Source organism: Paraconexibacter sp. (genome assembly GCF_059438195.1).
Genome location: NZ_JBLKKY010000029.1, coordinates 12,930 through 29,491, shown reverse-complemented (window position 1 = coordinate 29,491; position 16,562 = coordinate 12,930). Strand labels below are relative to the sequence as shown.

At 75.3% G+C, this 16,562-nt stretch carries 16 protein-coding genes; 1 reads left to right on the top strand and 15 read right to left on the bottom strand.

The genetic code is table 11. The features are described from left to right. Positions 1–9 precede the first annotated feature (9 nt). The 7 genes from dtd to ACME2J_RS11510 are packed head-to-tail and all read right to left on the bottom strand — an operon-like array spanning position 10 to position 6,315. Complete coding sequence (dtd, locus tag ACME2J_RS11540) at positions 10–438, bottom strand: D-aminoacyl-tRNA deacylase (RefSeq protein WP_495545063.1); 429 nt, start codon at positions 436–438, stop codon at positions 10–12. Positions 439–468: 30 nt separating this feature from the next. Then, a complete protein-coding gene (locus ACME2J_RS11535; protein ID WP_495545062.1) occupies positions 469–1,404 on the bottom strand; it encodes an AEC family transporter in 936 nt (311 codons plus the stop codon). Positions 1,405–1,413: 9 nt separating this feature from the next. Continuing rightward, positions 1,414–2,412 carry a galactose-1-phosphate uridylyltransferase gene (locus tag ACME2J_RS11530; RefSeq protein ID WP_495545061.1) on the bottom strand — a complete coding sequence of 333 codons (999 nt, stop codon included), beginning with the start codon at positions 2,410–2,412 and terminating at the stop codon, positions 1,414–1,416. A 22-nt stretch (positions 2,413–2,434) separates the two neighbouring features. Then, positions 2,435–2,965: a hypothetical protein gene (locus tag ACME2J_RS11525; RefSeq protein WP_495545060.1), complete on the bottom strand. Its 531-nt coding sequence runs from the start codon at positions 2,963–2,965 to the stop codon at positions 2,435–2,437. Next, a complete protein-coding gene (locus tag ACME2J_RS11520) occupies positions 2,962–3,987 on the bottom strand; it encodes a tocopherol cyclase family protein (RefSeq protein WP_495545059.1) in 1,026 nt (341 codons plus the stop codon). Before ACME2J_RS11520 ends, ACME2J_RS11525 begins: the two co-directional genes overlap by 4 nt. Before the next feature lie 47 nt (positions 3,988–4,034). Beyond that, positions 4,035–5,687, bottom strand: a complete 1,653-nt coding sequence (locus ACME2J_RS11515; protein WP_495545058.1) for an acyl-CoA synthetase — start codon at positions 5,685–5,687, stop codon at positions 4,035–4,037. A 31-nt stretch (positions 5,688–5,718) separates the two neighbouring features. Continuing rightward, a complete protein-coding gene (locus ACME2J_RS11510) occupies positions 5,719–6,315 on the bottom strand; it encodes a TlpA family protein disulfide reductase (protein WP_495545057.1) in 597 nt (198 codons plus the stop codon). Between the two features lie 175 nt (positions 6,316–6,490). On the opposite strand from ACME2J_RS11510, the gene ACME2J_RS11505 reads away from it, so the two are divergent. Further along, complete coding sequence (locus ACME2J_RS11505; protein WP_495545056.1) at positions 6,491–9,604, top strand: DEAD/DEAH box helicase; 3,114 nt, start codon at positions 6,491–6,493, stop codon at positions 9,602–9,604. A gap of 52 nt (positions 9,605–9,656) precedes the next feature. On the opposite strand, the gene ACME2J_RS11500 is transcribed toward ACME2J_RS11505, so the two are convergent. The 8 genes from ACME2J_RS11500 to ACME2J_RS11465 all read right to left on the bottom strand — a co-directional run bounded on the left by ACME2J_RS11500 (position 9,657) and on the right by ACME2J_RS11465 (position 16,534). Then, positions 9,657–9,953: a hypothetical protein gene (locus tag ACME2J_RS11500; RefSeq protein WP_495545055.1), complete on the bottom strand. Its 297-nt coding sequence runs from the start codon at positions 9,951–9,953 to the stop codon at positions 9,657–9,659. 57 nt (positions 9,954–10,010) lie between these two features. Then, positions 10,011–10,751 (bottom strand): biotin--[acetyl-CoA-carboxylase] ligase, encoded by a 741-nt coding sequence (locus ACME2J_RS11495; RefSeq protein WP_495545054.1) that lies wholly within the window; start codon positions 10,749–10,751, stop codon positions 10,011–10,013. After that, a complete protein-coding gene (locus tag ACME2J_RS11490; RefSeq protein WP_495545053.1) occupies positions 10,748–11,548 on the bottom strand; it encodes an SAM hydrolase/SAM-dependent halogenase family protein in 801 nt (266 codons plus the stop codon). Before ACME2J_RS11490 ends, ACME2J_RS11495 begins: the two co-directional genes overlap by 4 nt. Before the next feature lie 247 nt (positions 11,549–11,795). Next, positions 11,796–13,274, bottom strand: coding sequence for a uroporphyrinogen-III C-methyltransferase (gene cobA, locus ACME2J_RS11485; RefSeq protein ID WP_495545052.1), 1,479 nt, complete (start codon positions 13,272–13,274; stop codon positions 11,796–11,798). After that, positions 13,271–14,179 (bottom strand): hydroxymethylbilane synthase, encoded by a 909-nt coding sequence (gene hemC, locus ACME2J_RS11480; RefSeq protein ID WP_495545051.1) that lies wholly within the window; start codon positions 14,177–14,179, stop codon positions 13,271–13,273. The genes cobA and hemC overlap by 4 nt, the downstream gene beginning before the upstream one ends. After that, complete coding sequence (hemA, locus tag ACME2J_RS11475; protein WP_495545050.1) at positions 14,176–15,549, bottom strand: glutamyl-tRNA reductase; 1,374 nt, start codon at positions 15,547–15,549, stop codon at positions 14,176–14,178. Before hemA ends, hemC begins: the two co-directional genes overlap by 4 nt. Next, positions 15,546–15,788, bottom strand: a complete 243-nt coding sequence (locus tag ACME2J_RS11470; RefSeq protein WP_495545049.1) for a hypothetical protein — start codon at positions 15,786–15,788, stop codon at positions 15,546–15,548. The genes hemA and ACME2J_RS11470 overlap by 4 nt, the downstream gene beginning before the upstream one ends. Then, positions 15,785–16,534: a cytochrome c biogenesis protein gene (locus ACME2J_RS11465; protein ID WP_495545048.1), complete on the bottom strand. Its 750-nt coding sequence runs from the start codon at positions 16,532–16,534 to the stop codon at positions 15,785–15,787. Before ACME2J_RS11465 ends, ACME2J_RS11470 begins: the two co-directional genes overlap by 4 nt. Positions 16,535–16,562: the final 28 nt, after the last annotated feature.

The following is a 16,562-nucleotide window of genomic DNA, read 5'->3' as shown; positions in this document are numbered from 1 at the left end:
CCCGATCCGTCACGCGCTCGGGGCGACCTCGATCATGAGCGTCACCGGGCCGTCGTTGACCGACTCGACCTCCATGTGCGCGCCGAAGACGCCGCGGGGCGCGTCGAGGGCGTCGGCGACGCGCTCGTAGAGCGGCTCGGCGAGCTCGGGCGGCGCTGCGCCGACGTACGACGGGCGCGTCCCCTTCCGCGTGTCCCCGTAGAGCGTGAACTGGCTGATGACGAGGACCTCGCGGTCCCCGAGCGGCTCGTTCATCCGGCCGTCGGCGTCGGGGAACACGCGAAGGGCGCGGACCTTCTCGGCGACGCGGTCCGCGATCCGGTCGTCGTCGCCGTGCGTCACGCCGAGCAGGACGAGGAGACCCGGCCCGATCTCGCCGATGGTCTCGCCGTCGACCCGCACCGAGGCGCGGGAGACCCGCTGGACGAGGGCGCGCATGGGCGCGGATCCTCGCAGAGCCCCGCGCGCCTACGTCACGCCCGCGACGACGAGCGCCGCCGCGACGACGACGGCCGTCGTCCAGGCGACGGCGCCGGCGGCGATCCGCAGGTCGAGCCCGTACACGTGGGCGACGACGAGGCCGTTGATGCCGGAGGCCATCCCGGCTTGCGTGTAGTAGGCGTCGGGGACGTCGACGTCGGCGAGGCCGCGGACGGCGAGCGCGCCCGCGGCGAAGAGCGCCGGTGCGGCGACGACGCGAAGGCCCAGGACGACGGCGACCGGCGCGGTGAGCGGCGGCGGGAACCGGATCGTCCCGTCGTCGGCCTCCTGCCGCAGGTGGACGCCGAGGATGAAGAACCCGACCGGGAGGAGCGCGACGACCGCGTACTGGGCGATGTCCGCGAGCACCTGCGGCGCGAGGGCGTCCGGCGCGGCGAGCGCGGCGGCGAGCGCGAGGAGCGGCGGGTTGCGCATGACGAACGCGCGGGCCCGCTCGCGCGGCGTCTCGCCGGCCTTCGTCCCGAGGGCCGCGCCGATGCCGAACCCGACGACGAGGAGCATCGGCGCGCTGATCGAGAGGTCCCAGGTGACGGCGGTCGCGATCGCGTCGCGCCCGAAGATCGCCGCCGCGAGCGGGATGCCGAGGAAGCCGGTGTTCGTCACGACGGTCGCGATCACGACGGCGCCGGTGCCCGCGTCCCCGAGGTGGAGGACGCGGCGCGCGATGAGCCAGGCCGCGGTACCGACCGCGGCGAGCTCGAGGTAGCCGAGGAGGAGCCCGACCCCGATCCCGGCGGTCAGCTCGAGTCGGGCGACCGCGAAGAACGTGACGAAGGGGAGCAGCGCGTAGAGGATGAAGCGGATCGCGCGGTCGGCGGCCGCGATCGCGGCGTCGTGCCATCGCTGCTCGGCGGCGACGCCGACCCCGGTGGAGACGACGATGCCGAGGACGACGAGCAGCACCGCGCCGGGTCAGGGGCGCGACGCGTCGCGCAGTTCGGCCGCCGCCGTCTCGGGCGCGACGACGTTGAGATGGACGCCCGTGCCGAGCTCGAGACCCGCGAGCGGCGTGAGTCGCGGGAGGACGTCGATGTGCCAGCAGAAGCGCTCGGCGCCCTGCGGCGCCGTGCGCACCCAGATCGTCGCCGGCGGCGGCGCCCCGAACCGCGTCGCGAGTCGACGCAGCCCCTCGTGGAGCATCGCCGCCCCCGACGGGCCGTCGGCCTCGAACGCCTTCCGGGACGTGCGCGGGACGACCATGAGCTGGTACGGCGCCCGGGAGGCGTAGGGGGCGAGGAGGACCGCCTCGTCGTCGTAGGCGACGACGCGCTCGCGCATCCGCACCTCCTCCTGGAGGAGGTCGGCGAGGAGGTCGCCGCCCATCGTCTGCGTCGCGTAGGCGCCGAAGCGCTCGCGCTCCCGAGCGACGAGCGCCGGCACGAAGTCGAGCGCCATGAGCTGGGCGTGGCTGTGCGCGCGCGATGCGCCGCCCTCCGGGCGCTCGTTGACGTGGACGTGGACGTACGCGGCGTCCGCGTGCGCCCGCATCCGCTCCCGCCACGCCTCGACGGCGGCGTCGACCTCGCCGGCCTCCAGCTCGGCGAGGCACGTCACCGGGCGCGGGGAGTGGATGACGACCTCGTGGCTGCCGCCCGCGGGGAGGGCCGTGAAGAGCTGCGGCTTCGCGCTCGGCGGCGGCTCCGGCGGCTCCGGCACGATCGCGGGGTAGGCGTTGGGGACGACCCGCACCGCCCATCCCGGCCCGTCCGCCGGCGCGCCCTCGGGCCGGCCGGTCGCGAGGATCTCGGCCGGGGTGCGGTCCTCGTGACCCTCGGCGAACGGGTCGTCGGCGGGGTCGATCGGCGGGACCGGCGCGACGCGGCCGTCCGTCCCGGCTCCGCCGCGCTCGGCGCGCTCCGGGGCGATGATCGTGCGCAGGCCGGTGAGGGGGTCGACGCGGATCTCGGGCACACCGGCACCCTACGCGTCGCCGTCAGCGTTCTGCGCGCCGCGCCGCCAGGGCGAGCGGCTCTGCGCCGATGAGCCGCTCGAACGGGCCGATCGCGACCCACAGCGACCGCAGAGCCCAACGCGCCCCGCGGTCGACCGGTTCGACCCGGGCCTCGCTGTGGAGGACGCAGCGGCCGTCGTCCGCGGGCGCGACCCAATGCGCGAACGCGACGCGCACCGTCCCCGGCTCGTCCCACTCGCGGAACCCCGCCGCGTCGACCTCGGGGTAGTCGACGGCGGTCGTCCAGATCCGGCCGCACAGCCCCGAGACCGACCACCGCTCGCCCTCGTCCAGCACCGCGAACGGCGCCGAGGAGAGCAGGTCCCTGAATCGCAGGTCGGAAGGGGTGCCGGGGATCCGCCACTGGACGAGGCGGCGGAGCGTGCGCGTCTCGTCGAGCCGGATCCCCGTCGCCGCGTCCCACAGCGCGTCGGCGTCGGCCCGCGCGCTGCGGGAGTGGCGCGTGCGGATGACCGGGTCGCCGACCCACGCGTCGAGGTCCGGCGCGCTCATCGCGCCGCCGGGCCGACGGGGTCCGTGGCGGCCTCGGCGCGGCGGGCGAGCTCGCGAGCGGCGTTCTCGCGTCCGCCGCGCTCGAGCCCGGCGAGTGGCGACCGCGCGTCGAGGACGACCTGGCCGCGGCGGCGCAGGACGACGTGGAGGTCCCCGGCGAAGTGCTGGACGGCCGCGGGCTCGCAGCGCTCGGCCGCCGGCACGGGCACGGGGAGGACGTGCGCGTCGGCGGTGTCGGCGTGCGCCTCGACGAGCGCCTCCCACAGCGGTCCGCGGGCGTGCAGGCGCCAGCGGCCGTCCGCGAGGTCGACGCGGGCGGGCGACAGGAGAGGGTCGCCGAGGCGGACGAGCGTGCCTCCGTGTCGCACGACGATCGCGCTCGCCGTCGTGCGGACGGGACCGAGCCGCACCTCGCCGCCGGCGAAGGCGACGCACGCGTCCTCGTCGCCGAAGGCGCTCGCCTGCCCCCACCACCAGTCGGAGGGGAACCCGTCACGGCCCCAGTTCTTCTCGGCGTAGACGTCGAAGCCGTCGAGGTCGATCGTCTCGCCGCCGAGCCGGGCCGTCCCCGTCGCCCGCGCGCCGAGGACGTGCGGGTGCCAGTACTGGCTGAGGCCGGGCACGGCGTGCCCGAGCCCGAGGCCGCCGTAGGGCCGCCGCGTCCACGGGCGCGCGTCGTGGAGCCGCAGGTCGAGCGCGGCGTCGCCGAGCGCGGCGCGGACGTGCCGCGGCCCGGCCTCGAAGGCCCCGTCGCCGGCGGTGACGCCGAGCGCGCGGGGGTCGGCGCGGCCGCCGGGGAGGTCGGCCGACTCGCACACGTCCCCGGGATGCGCGGCGAGGGCGACGTTCGCCCACGTCCGGCCGTCGGCGGTGCGGTGGATGCCGCAGAGCGCGACGAGGACCCGCGCGCTGCGCGGGTCGCTCAGCCGCCAGAAGTAGCCCTCCATGGCGACGCCGTGCGCGCGGGCCGGGTCGCCGAGCGGGAGGTCCGCGCCGAGCGCGCGGTAGAGGCGGAGAGCCACGGATCGGATATTGCCGCGTGGGTCGGCCTCGACACCCGGCCGGGCGCCTACGGCCTCTCGGCGAGGACGCGCTTGAGGACCTTGCCCGTCGGGTTGCGCGGGAGCGTGTCGAGGAACACGACGTCGCGCGGCACCTTGTAGCGCGCGAGGTTCTCCTTCACGTGGGCCTTGACCGCGTCCTCGTCGAGGGTCTCGCCGGGCATGAGGGCGACGAAGGCGCGCAGGCGCTTGCCGAACGTCTCGTCGTCGACCCCGACGACCGAGGCCTCGGCGATCGCCGGGTGGTCGAGGAGGAGCTCCTCGATCTCGCCGGGGAAGACGTTCTCGCCGCCGGAGACGATCATGTCGTCGTCGCGGCCGTCGATGAAGAGACGTCCGCCCTCGTCGAAGTGCCCGACGTCGCCCGTCGACATGAGGCCGTCGATGACCTCCTTCGACCCGCCTCCCGTGTAGCCCTCGAAGGCGAAGCCGTTGTTGACGAAGATCCGCCCCGTGACGCCCGGTCCGTCGATCCGCGCGCCGTCGGCGTCGTAGAGGCGGAGGGTCGTGCCCCGGGGCGGCCGGCCGACGCAGTCCGGCGCGGCGCGGAGGTCCTCCGGGGTCGCGATCGTCGCGTAGGCGACCTCGGTCGAGCCGTAGAGGTTGTAGACGACCGGGCCGAAGGCGTCCATCGTCCGGCGGCAGAGATCGCCGCCGAGCTGCGACCCCCCGACGAAGATGATCCTCAGCGCGGAGAGGTCGTGGCGCGCGCGCTCCTGCGGCGCCAGCTCGAGGAGCCGCGTGAGCATGATCGGCACGACGATCGCGGCGGTCGCGCGGTGACGCGCGACGTCGTCGAGGAACGTCCGCGCGTCGAAGCGCCGGCGCAGGACGAGCGTCGACTCGAAGCCGAGCGCGGCGACGGCGTGCGCGAGGCCGAGGGCGTGGAAGAGCGGCGGCCCCATGACCGTCGTCTCACGGGCGCGGAACGGCACCTTGCTGAAGAGCGAGCCCGGGGCCATGAGCGAGCGCGGCGTCGCCCGCGGGGCGCCCTTCGGCGTCCCGGTCGTCCCGCTCGTGAGGACGATGATCTTGGCCGCGCCGCCGGCCTTCGGCGGAGGCGCAGGCGAGCCCCCGGCGGCGAGCGCCTCGAGGGTGTCCTCGGCCGGCTCGTCGGTCCACGCGCGCACCCGTCCGAGCCGGGGCTCGAGACCCTCGAGGAACGCGCTGTACTCGTCGTCGTGGACGAGGAGGTCCGTGCCCTCGCGTCCCGCGACCTCGCGGATCTGCGGACCGGCGAAGTCGGTGTTGAGGAGGATGATGCGGGCGCCGACCTTCGCTGCGGCGCAGAGCGCGATCATGAACCCGCGGTGGTTGCGGGCGAGGATCGCGACGCCGTCCCCGGCGCGCAGCCCGCGGTCGAGCCAGTCGTTCGCGACCGCGTTGACGGCGGCGTCGAGCTCGCCGTAGGTCATCTCGCCGCGCTCGTCGGCGATCCCGACGCGGTCGGGGCTCCGGCGGGCCGCCGCGGCCAGCGCTCCTCCGACCGGCCCGTAGCGCGCGAGCTCGGAGAGGAGCCGCGCGGTCTTGTGCGGGGGCTCGAGGTGGATGAGCCCGGCCCGCGCGCAGACGCCGGCGTAGTAGGCCTCGTGACCGAGCCGGGTCGCGACGCGTCCTGCGCGGGCGCCGAGGGTGGACACGGCCGAGGGGAGCGCGGTCATGACCGCGCGAATCTAGCGCCGGGAGCGTGGCTCAGGGGGAGTCCCCGCCGAGCGCGTAGCGCTCGATGTCCTCGCGCAGCGCCGCCTCGGTGGGATATCCGCCCTGGTGCACGAAGGTCTGCTCGCCGGAGGCGTCGTAGAAGACGGTCACCGGGTAGGCCGAGCTCGCGCCGATGTCGACGGCGATCTTCTCGTTGGGGTCGACGTAGTGCGGGAAGCTCACCGGGAGCTCGTCGAGGAACGCGCGCGCGTCGTCGTCGCTGTCGCCGGAGTTGAGGCCGAGGAACGCGACGTCCTTCCCGAGCTCGACGGAGAGGCGCTGGAAGAAGGGGAACTCCGCGCGACACGGGCCGCACCACGAGGCCCACTTGTTGACGACGACCGGGTGGCCGCGGAGATCGTCGAGGCGGTCGCGGAACGCGTCGGGTCCGCCGTCGAGCCGCTCGCCCGACTGCGCGTGGAGCGCGGCGAGCGGCGCAGGCGCCCCCCGGAGTGCGTCGGCCGTCTCGGCCGCCGTCGGCGCCGCGGAGACGGGAGGCTCGTTCGTCGTCCCCGCCTGGGAGAGGCCGACGACGATCGCGGCGACGACGCCGATCGTCGCGACCGCGGTGACGATCCCCTTCCGCATGGGCGCATCGTCGCAGAACGGGCTGCATCCGGACGCTGGTGCGCTATGGTCCGTCGTAGCACGAGGCGAGGAGCACGGTCCTGCATGCTTCCGCCTCTCGTCCCCGGGGTGGTTCCCGGACCCTTTCGGTCGCGCGACGTTCGTCCTCCGCGACCGCGTTCGACACTCGAGCCGCATGGCTGATTCCACGACCGTGGCCGTCGAGGCCGCTGCACTTCCGGATCCCGCGCGCATGGAGCAAGCGGAGGCGTTCACCCGTGAGCGCTTCCTCTACGACGGCGAGGACCCGGCCGTCGCGCTCGCGGCCGGCACCGCGCGCCGGCGCGCCCTCGACCGCGCGCTCACGGAGCTCGACGCCGGCCTCGCGGTGCCCTCGACGAAGTGGCGGCGCCGCTACTCGCTGCTGCTCGGCCTCGAGCGCGTCCTCTCCGACGACGAGCCGAAGCTCGCCGACGGGACGCTCCTCAACCCCCACCAGGTCGACGCCCTCGCCGGCACGCTCACCGGGCTGCTCGCGCAGGCGCAGCGCTCCGACCGCGAGGAGGCCGAGGACGACCACCTCACGCCGGCCGCCGCGCCGGTGTTCGCGGTCGACGAGGAGGAGGACCCCGAGGCGGCCGCCGAGGCCAAGGCCCTCGAGGAGGAGCTCGCCTCGTACGAGATCGACGAGGAGTACGCGTTCGACGAGGAGGAGAACGGCGAGGACGAGGACGAGGACGACGACTCCGACACGACGACGGCCGACATCGACGAGGACGTCGCGGAGGGCATCGAGGACGACCCGAACGCCCACAAGCGCTTCTGGTTCGAGCACGCGACCGGAGCGGGCAAGACGGTCGCGGCGATGGGCTTCGTCGCCGCGTCGAGGACGGGCGGCGTCCTCATCCTCACCCACCGCCGCAACCTCGTCGACCAGTTCCTCGGCGAGCTCCGCACCCGCGGGTACGGCGACCGCGAGTCCGAGCCGCTCCTCGACGGCGAGGGCATCGACCGCGCCGACGGGCCGGTCACCGTCGAGACCTACCAGTGGTTCGTCCGCAACGCCGGTCGCATCTCACCCGCCTACACGATCGTCATCTGCGACGAGGCGCACACCGCGCTGGGCGAGAAGACCTCGGCGGCGATCCGCGAGTGGACCGGCCCCGTCTTCATCGGCATGACCGCGACGGGCGCGCTCATCGCGCGCCACGTCACCGACCTCTTCCCGACGCAGACCTCGCGCTTCGACCTCGCCCAGGCGGCGCGGCGCGGCGTCATCGCCCCGCTGCGTTGCCTGCGCATCCCGCCCGGCACCGGCGTCCGCAACATCGCGAAGGTGCCGCTCCGCAAGGGCGACGTCGACATGGAGTTCGATCAGGAGATGCTGGCCGAGCTCCTCGATCAGCACCCGTTCAACATCGCGATCGCCGACCTCTACAAGACCCGATTCAACGGCGTCCCGGGCGTCGTCTACGCCGCCGGCGTGAAGCACGCCTACAACGTGGCGGAGGCGTTCCGGGAGGAGGGGATCAAGGCGGAGGCGGTGTCGGGCGAGACGCCGAAGCGCGAGCTCGCCGAGATCCTCGCCCGCTACGAGCAGGGCGACATCGACGTCCTCGTCAACGCGCAGCTCCTCGCCGAGGGCTGGAACTCCCCGCGCGCGACGGTCTGCATGCACCTCGCGCCGACCGCGTCGAAGCGCATCTACCAGCAGCGGGTCGGCCGCGTCACGCGCCGCCACCCCGGCAAGGAGGCGGGCGTCGTCGTCGACTTCGTCCACCCGGCGACGCGCCACGACGACCCGGTCGTCACGCTCCACTCGCTCCTCGACCGCGACGTCTACCGCGGCGGCGCGATCGTCGTCGGCCCGGTCCGCCGCGGCCGCGGCCGCCGGGTGCGGGTCGAGCGGCGCGTCATCCCGGTCTGCGCCGAGGAGGAGCGCCGGCACGAGGTCTTCGAGCGGGAGCTCTGGCGGATCGCTGTCGAGTACCTCGACTGGGGCGAGCAGCACATGTGGGCCGCCCTCGCCGGGGCCCGCGTCGCGCCGAGCGGCTGGCGCCGCGCGCGGGCGATGCTCCACTTCGACAAGAGCGGCGAGCTGAAGCGCCGCTTCCTCATCACCGCGGTGGAGCGCAACCGCAACTCGCAGCTCCGCATCCGCGCCCTCCAGGAGATCGCCGCTGCGCGGGACCCCGAGGCGTTCGACCGCGCCCACGAGGTCATCGGGACCTGGCCGCGCGACGAGCGCCGCGAGGGGTCGAAGGTCCTCCTCCAGGCGCTCGCGGAGAAGCGCATCGGCCGTCGCGACCAGGCGAACGCGTGGATCTGGCGGATCGCCGAGTACACGCGGGAGCTGCACGAGGAGTACGCCGTCCAGCGCTGGCCGGAGACGAAGCGCCTCCTCGGGCTCCTCGTCAACTCCTCCGGCGGCGCGCACGCCCGCAACGCCCGGCGGCTCGTCCACGCCGCGCGCAACAAGGACCGGCGGCTGAGCGCGGCGATCCTCGCTGCCGCCGTCGCCCACACCCCCGAGGCGGAGTCCGTCCTCCGCGACGCCCGCACGCGGATGTCGCGCAAGCCGAGCGCCCTCTCGCGCGAGCTCCTGCGCAACTTCCCGAAGGCGAAGCGCGGGCGCCGGCGTCGCAAGAAGAGCAAGGCGGCCCGCGAGGCGGAGAAGGCGAAGCAGCAGCAGGTGGTCGAGACCCAGGAGTCCGGCGGGCCGACGGGCGACGAGCAGGCGCAGGCGCCCGAGTCGCGCGCGCCCGAGTCGCCGCCGGTCGACGCCGCGGCGGAGATCGCGGACGCCGCGGCGCTCCTGCCCGGGCGGACCGACGCGGGCGAGTCCGCCGGCGCGCCGGACGCGGTCGCGGAGGCTGCGGGCTCCGACAACGGCGGCGACCCCGCGACGTCGCGGTCGCGGTCGCGCCGGAGGCGGCGCGCGAAGCGCGCGGCAGCGCCCGACGCTCCCACCCCCGCCGATCCGACGCCCGACGGCGGCGAGGCGGCCCCCGTCGACGAGACGGCCGCGGCCGGCGCGGAGACGGCGCCGACGGCGAAGAAGGCCCCCGCCAGGAGGGCGTCGGCGAAGAAGGCCGCCGGCGAGGACGCGCCGGCGAAGAAGCGCAGCGTGGAGAAGGCTCCGGCGACGGACGCGCCGGCCGACGATCCCGAGGCTCAGGCCGCCGCGGAGGCGCTCCGCGCGAAGCGCTCGGCCGCCGCGAAGAAGGCGGCGGCGACGCGGAAGGCCAACGCCGAGCGCCGCAAGGCGGAGGCCGCCGCCGAGGCCGCCGCCACCCGCGACGACGAGTGACCGGCGCGCGTCCCCGGGGACCGGGGAGCGCCGAGCCGTCCCGGCGCGCGCTCTAGGCGCCGGGAGCGCGAGGCGGGGGAGTCTTCCCCGTGCTCGCCGGGGCCGTGTGGGAGTGGTCGTCCTCGTGCGGCCCGCTCGAGCGGGTCTCGCTCTCGTCGAGCGGCGGCGTGCCGGCCGGGCGTGCGCCGGGCTCCTTGAGGGCGTCCTTGGCCCGCTTGGCCTTCTCCTGCATCGAGCCGGGCCCCTTCGCGATGTCCTGAAGCTCGCGCGCGTCCTCCTTGAGCGCGTCGGTGCCGCCGCGCTTGTCGATCATCCTCTTCGCCTGCCGTGCGATGCGGCTGAATCTCATGCGGAACTCCTTTCGGGAGCGGTCGGGACCCCCGGCATACCCGGGAGCCCGGGGTCGTCACGCCTCCGAGGATCCGAGGTGGACCTCCCCCGCGTCAAGCGCCGTGCGCCCGCCGCGGTCGAGGGCGACGACGAGTCGCCCCTCCCCGTCGATGCCGTCCGCGGTGCCCTCGCCCCCGGCCCAGCGGATCCGACGGCCCCGCAGCCCGTCCCGGGCGCGCCAGGCGTCGAGGAGCTCCTCCGGCTCCATCCGCAGGATCCTCTCGAGGGCGTCGAGCAGCTCGCGGAGGGTCTGCTCGACCTCGGTCGGGGGGCGCCCGAGCGTCGCGGCGGTCCCGGCGAGCTCGGCAGGGAGGTCCGCGAGGTCGACGGCGACGTTGAGGCCGATGCCGACGATGGCCCAGCCCTCCTGGGGGCGCCCCTCGCAGAGGATCCCCGCGAGCTTGCGGCCGGGCCCCGCGGCGGTGTCCGTCCCCTCCTCCCCGGGGTGCGCGCCCGGGAGGAGCACGTCGTTGGGCCACTTGACGCGCGCGTCCGGGCCCGCGACGTCGGCGACGGCGACGGCCGCGGCGAGGGGGAGCGTCGTCAGGGGGGCGTCGCGGAGGACGACGCTCATGAGCACCGAGCGCCCCGGCGGGGCCGCCCAGGCGCGGCCCTGGCGGCCGCGCCCGGCGGTCTGCGCACCGGCGGTGACGAGCGTGCCGTGAGGGGCGCCCGCGGCGGCGAGCTCGCGCGCGCGATCGTTCGTCGACGTCGTCTCGGCGAGATGCAGTCGCGGTGCCCCGAGCCTCGTGCTCACGAGGCGGTGATCCGCACTTCGTCGTCGTGGGCGAGGCCGAGCGCATCCCGCGCCGAGCCGCGGTTGACCGCGAGCGCGAGGGTGCGGTACGCGTCCTGGTAGACGATGAGCTCTCCCGGCTCGACGTCGGCGAAGGTGACGGCGTAGCGCGCGTCGATGCCGTTGACCGTCACGGGCGTCCCGAGCCGCAGGCCCGACCAGGTGAGCTCCTCGTGCTCGACGTCGAGCATGACGTTGCCGAACCCGTCGAAGGCGATCGCGTGCGCGATGAGCGTGTCCTCCTCGACGGTCGCGAGCGGCATGTCGAGACGGAGGATCTCGTCGGGCTCGAGCGGCTCGCCGATCTCGGCGAGGTCGTGGCCCGCGGCGACGGCCGCGGCGACGGGTGCGAAGACGTCGCGACCGTGGAAGGTCGCGGCCGCGGTCTCGAGCCGGAACGGCGAGCGGGTGATGTCGACGGCCTCGACGACGCCGCCGAAGCGCTGCCCGGCGAGCGAGAGGAGCCCGTTGTCCGGGCCGACGAGGACGCGGTCGTCGTCGGCGCAGCGCAGGGCGATCGCTCGCCGCTGCGTGCCGACCTCGGGATCGACGACCGCGAGATGCACGCCGGGCGGGAAGTAGGGGAGCGCGCGGCGCAGGACGATCGCGCCGGTCCGCACGTCGTGGCGCGGGATGCCGTGCGTGACGTCGATGACCCTGGCCTCGGGCGCGTGGGTCGCGAGGACGCCGTGGCAGACGCCGACGAAGTCGTCCTCGAGGCCGTAGTCGGAGAGGAACGTGAGGACGGGGGTGGTCACGCCGCGATCCTAGACGGCCGCCGCGGACGCCCGGAGGAGCGGGAGCGACCGCGCTCCGAGGGTCCAGTCCCGGAGCGCGGCCGCTTTGGTCCCGCAAGACACGCCCGCGCGGAGGTTCCAAGGCCGCGGGACGTGGGGGGGAAAGACCGGGATAGGTCAGCGGGGTCCCGGTCCGTGGGTGGGAACGCGGCGGCCCGGCGCGGGTTGGACGGTCGCCCGGAAACGTTCTCGCTTGGCGCGTCGGCGCTCAGACGGAACGTGTGGCGACGTCCCGCAGGAGGGCGTCGACCAGCCCGTCCGGCGTGTGGGGGTCGGCCTCGACCGCGACCTCTGCGCCCAGCTCGCCGAGGACCGCGCTCGTGGCGGGACCGATCGAGATGATCCTCGGGCCCGCGAGCGAGCCGGCCGACGCGTGGAGCGATCGCGCCGACGAGCCCGACGCGAAGAGCGCGTAGTCGCAGCCCAGCGCCGCCTCGCGGACGTCGTCGCTCAGCGGCAGCGCCTCGGTGCGATACGGGGCGACGAGCGTCGTGTCGACCGCGCGCTCCCGGAGGTGGTCGAGGAGGACCTCGCGCCCGGCCTCGGCCCGGACGACGACCGCCCGGGCGATGGCGCGTCCCTCGATGGCCTCGATGACGCCCTCCGAGGCCGAGCGCGCCGGGACGACGTCGGGCTCGATCCCGCCGGCCCGCAGCGCGGCGGCGGTGCCGGGACCGATCGCGACGATCTCCGGCCCGGCGAGGTCCCGGGCGTCGCGGACGAGGTCGAGCGTGCGCTCGACGCCGGTGGGCGAGGTGAAGACGAGGAGGTCGACGTCGGCGAGCGGCGGCAGCGAGGCGTCGAGCGGGACCGTGCGGATCGTCGGAGCCTCGACGACCCGTGCGCCGAGGGCGCGGAGCCGGGCGGCGAGAGCGCTCGCCTGCGCGCGCGCCCGGGTGACCGCGACCGACACGCCGCCGAGCGGCCGCGCGGCGTCGAGCCAGCCGAGCTCGTCGCCGAGGGCGGCGACGTCGCCGACGAGCGTGATGGCCGGCGCGCGGATCCCGGCGTCGGCGGCCGCCTGCGGGAGCGACGCGAGCGTCGCGACGAGCGACCGCTGGCCGGGCAGCGTGCCCCGCTCGACGATCGCCGCCGGCTCCTCGGCGCGACGGCCGCCGGCGATGAGCTGCTCGCTGATGCGGGGGAGCTGGCGCACGCCCATGTAGAAGACGAGGGTGCCCGGGAACGCGGCGAGCGCCGGCCAGTCGACCTGCGTCTCGGGCTTCGCCGGGTCCTCGTGGCCGGTGACGAACGCGACGGCGGGCGACAGGCCCCGCTGCGTCACGGGGATCCCCGCGTAGGCGGGCGCCGCGACGCCCGCCGTGACGCCCGGGACGACCTCGAAGGGCACCCCGGCGGCGCGGCATGCCTGGGCCTCCTCGCCGCCGCGACCGAAGACGAGCGGATCGCCGCCCTTGAGGCGGACGACGCTCCGGCCGGCCTGCGCGTGCTCGACGACGAGACCGGTCGTCACCTCCTGCGGGACCTGCTTGCCGCCGCCGATCTTCCCGACGTCGACGATCTCGGCGTCCGCCCGCACGCCGTCGAGCGCGTTCTCCGGCACGAGCTTGTCGCTGAGCACGACGTCGGCGGTCGCCAGCAGCTCGACCGCCCGCAGGGTCATGAGCCCCATGTCGCCGGGGCCGGCCCCGACGAGGTAGACGGTCCCCGGGGTGGCTCCGCTCACGTCGGCCGTCCGCCCGCGGTCGCGCCCTCGGCCGTCGCGGCGGCGAGCAGCGTCGCCGCCCCCGCGGTGATGAGGCGCCCGGCGGTCCGCCGCCCGAGCGTCTCGGGGTCCTCGTCCGCCGCCGCCGTCACCTCGTCGCGGACCCACGCGCTGCCGTCGGGCGCGCCGACCCAGGCGACGAGCCGCAGGAGCCCGGAGTCGTCGGCCGAGGCCCAGGCGCCGACCGCGCTGTGGCAGTCCGCCCCGAGCGCCGCGACGACCGCCCGCTCGGCGCGCAGTGCCCGCTCGGCGGCCGGGTCCGTGAGCGCCGAGAGCGCGTCGCAGGTCGTCTCGTCGGCGCTGCGGCACTCGAGCGCGAGGCAGCCCTGCCCCGCGGCGGGCACGAACGCCTCGGGGTCGAGGAGGGCGTCGGCGGCCTCGGCCCGCCCGAGTCGCCGCAGGCCCGCGGAGGCGAGGACGAGGGCCTCGACGGCGCCCTCCTCGAGCCGGCGCAGGCGCGTGTCGACGTTGCCTCGCACCGCGACGATCTCGAGGTCCGGCCGCTGCGCGCGCAGGAGCGCGGCGCGGCGCAGGCTGCTCGTCCCGACCCGCGCACCCTCCGGAAGGTCGTCGAGCGACGCGGCGCCGCAGAGGGCGTCGCGCGGGTCCTCGCGGGCGGGGACGCCGCCGATGACGACATCCGGTCCGAGCGCGGTCGGCACGTCCTTCGCCGAGTGGACCGCCGCGTCGATCCGGCCCTCGCGGAGGGCGAGCTCGAGCTCGCGCACCCACTTGTCCTTGTCCGGCGCGGCGCGGTCCCGGTCGCCGCTCGTCGTCACCTCGACGATCTCGGCGTCGGCGAGCTGCGCCGCGACGCCGCGGGTCTGCGCCAGCGCGAGCGCGCTCGCGCGGGTGCCGATCCTCACGGTCGCGCGCCGCCGCGGCGGCGGTCCTCGAGCGGCCGCACGTCCGCGACCGCGGCGCCGGGCGCCTCCGGCGCGTCGGTGCCGCCATGGGCACCGGACTCGAGGCCGAAGAGCTCGCGGACGATCTCGAGCCGCCCGTGGCCCGGATGGTCCTCGTCGGCGTCGGCGAGCGCCTTCAGCCGCAGCGTCGGCTCGTGGAGGAGTCGCTGCATGACCGCGCGCGCGATCGCGTCGACGCGGGCGAGGTCGCGCGGCGACGCGCTCTCCCACCGGGCGGCGTTCTCGGCGAGCACGGTCTCGACGACGTCGCGGCCCTGCTCACGGAGCGCGGCGATCGTCGGGAGGACGTCGAGCTGCCCGAGCCAGGAGGCGAACCGCCGGATCTCCTCCTCGACGATCTCGTTCGCGGACTCGCGCTCGCCCTCGCGGATCGAGAGGTTGCCGGCCACGATGCGCTGGAGGTCGTCGATGTCGAAGAGGGTGACCCCGCGGAGGTCGCCGCACGCCGGCTCCACGTCGCGCGGGACGGCGAGGTCGATGAGGACGAGCGGGCGGCCGGTCCGCTGGCCGAGGACGAGCTCGAGCTCGTCGACGCCGATGAGCGGGTGCGGCGAGGACGTCGCGGCGAGGACGACGTCGGCGAGCACGAGGTGCTCGGGGAGGTCGTCGAGCGGGACGACGCTCCCGCCGACGGTGTCGGCGAGCGCGCGGGCGCGGCTCGCGCGGCGGTTCGCGACGAAGATCGTGCTCACGCCGTGGCTCTTCAGCGCCTGCGCGGTGAGCTCGGCGGTCTCGCCGGCGCCGACGATGACGACGTTCTTGCCCTCGAGCCCGCCGACCGCGTCGCGGGCGAGGTCGACGGCGACCGAGGACACGCTCGTCCGCGACTCGCCGATCGCGGTCTCGCTGCGGACGCGCTTGCCGGTCTGCAGCGCGGCGGTGAAGACGCGATTGGTGAGCGGGCCGGTCGTGCCCGAGGCGAGCGCGCCCTCGTAGGCCTGCTTCACCTGGCCCTGGATCTCCGCCTCGCCGACGATCATCGACTCCAGCCCGCTCGTGACGCGGAAGAGGTGGCGGGCCGCGTCGCAGTTGCGCGGGGCGTAGACGACGCTCGAGAGCTCCGTCGGGCGGATCCCCGTCTTGCGGGCGAGCTTCGTGAGGAGCGCGGACTCCGCGGCGACCGAGTCGCCGACGACGAGGTAGAACTCGGTCCGGTTGCAGGTGCTGATCGCGACGGCCTCGCGGACGTCGGCGTCCGCGACGAGCTCCTGCGCGAAGCGGTCGCCCTGGCCGGTCGTGAGCGCGAGGCGCTCCCGGACCGCGACCGGCGCGGTCTTGTACGACGTCCCGAGGGCGAGCAGCTCGCTCATGCGCGCGGCTCCGCGGTGACGTCGCGGTCGGCGGTCGCGGCCGCGGCGGGCGCCGAGGCGGCGGGCTCCTCGTCACGCTGCTCGGCCTGCCGGTCGGCGAGCTCGTTGAGCTCGGCGAGCTCGCGCTCGAGACGCTGGAGCTTGAGGGCCGTGATCCCCAGGTAGATGAGGAGGAGCGCGAGGAAGACGAGGTAGGCGGCGGCGACGTAGCCGCCGTTGTCGGGAAGGACGTCGTTCACGCGGAACCCTCCGGGGCGTCGAGGTAGCGGGGAGCGGCGGAGCGGCCGCCGCCGACGGAGACGTCGTCGCCGCCGAGCTTGCGCCGGAGGGCGCGGACCTGGAAGCGCGTGTGCTTGTTCGTCATCTCGACCATCCAGATCGTCGTGAAGAGGAGGCCCATGGCGACGATCGCAGAGAAGAACGCGACGTTCATCTCCGGCGTGAGGCCGCTGCCCGAGGTCGTGAGGACGCGCGGGTGGATGTAGGCGTCGGCGAGCCGGACGGCGATGAAGTTGACGGGGACGAACGCACCGGCCGTGATCGCGAAGACCGACGCGTAGCGGGCTTGGCGCTCCGGGTCCTCGATCGAGAACCGCAGTGGCTGGTAGGTGCAGTAGAGGAGGAACACGATGAGGAAGCTCACGAGCGTCGCCTCGCGCCACTCCCACCACACGCCCCACGACGCCTTCGCCCAGATCATGCCGGTGATGAGGGCGCCCGTGCCGAACACGAGCGCGAGGTGGATCGCCGTGTAGCTCTTGAGGTCGTACCGCGGATCGCGGGTCCGGAGGTGCTTGATCGCCATGATCCCGCCGAACACGAAGCCGCAGAGCGTGATGATCGCGAGCGGCACGTGGACGTAGATGATCTTCTGCGAGAAGCCCTGGTCGGAGTCCATCGGCGCGTACCAGGCCGCGAGAGCGAACGCTCCGAGGAGCGCGACGACGGTGAGGGCGGAGAGGGGGCGCAGCCGTGAGCCGTACATGGTGGTCGAACCTCGCACTGTGGTCGGC

Bases quoted from the DNA above. Each gene is read 5' to 3' on its own strand.
- dtd (WP_495545063.1), bottom strand. From the start codon at position 438: ATGCGCGCCCTCGTCCAGCGGGTCTCCCGCGCCTCGGTGCGGGTCGAC.
- ACME2J_RS11525 (WP_495545060.1), bottom strand. From the start codon at position 2,965: ATGAGCGCGCCGGACCTCGACGCGTGGGTCGGCGACCCGGTCATCCGC.
- ACME2J_RS11515 (WP_495545058.1), bottom strand. From the start codon at position 5,687: ATGACCGCGCTCCCCTCGGCCGTGTCCACCCTCGGCGCCCGCGCAGGA.
- ACME2J_RS11510 (WP_495545057.1), bottom strand. From the start codon at position 6,315: ATGCGGAAGGGGATCGTCACCGCGGTCGCGACGATCGGCGTCGTCGCC.
- ACME2J_RS11505 (WP_495545056.1), top strand. From the start codon at position 6,491: ATGGCTGATTCCACGACCGTGGCCGTCGAGGCCGCTGCACTTCCGGAT.
- ACME2J_RS11500 (WP_495545055.1), bottom strand. From the start codon at position 9,953: ATGAGATTCAGCCGCATCGCACGGCAGGCGAAGAGGATGATCGACAAG.
- hemA (WP_495545050.1), bottom strand. From the start codon at position 15,549: ATGAGCGAGCTGCTCGCCCTCGGGACGTCGTACAAGACCGCGCCGGTC.
- ACME2J_RS11465 (WP_495545048.1), bottom strand. From the start codon at position 16,534: ATGTACGGCTCACGGCTGCGCCCCCTCTCCGCCCTCACCGTCGTCGCG.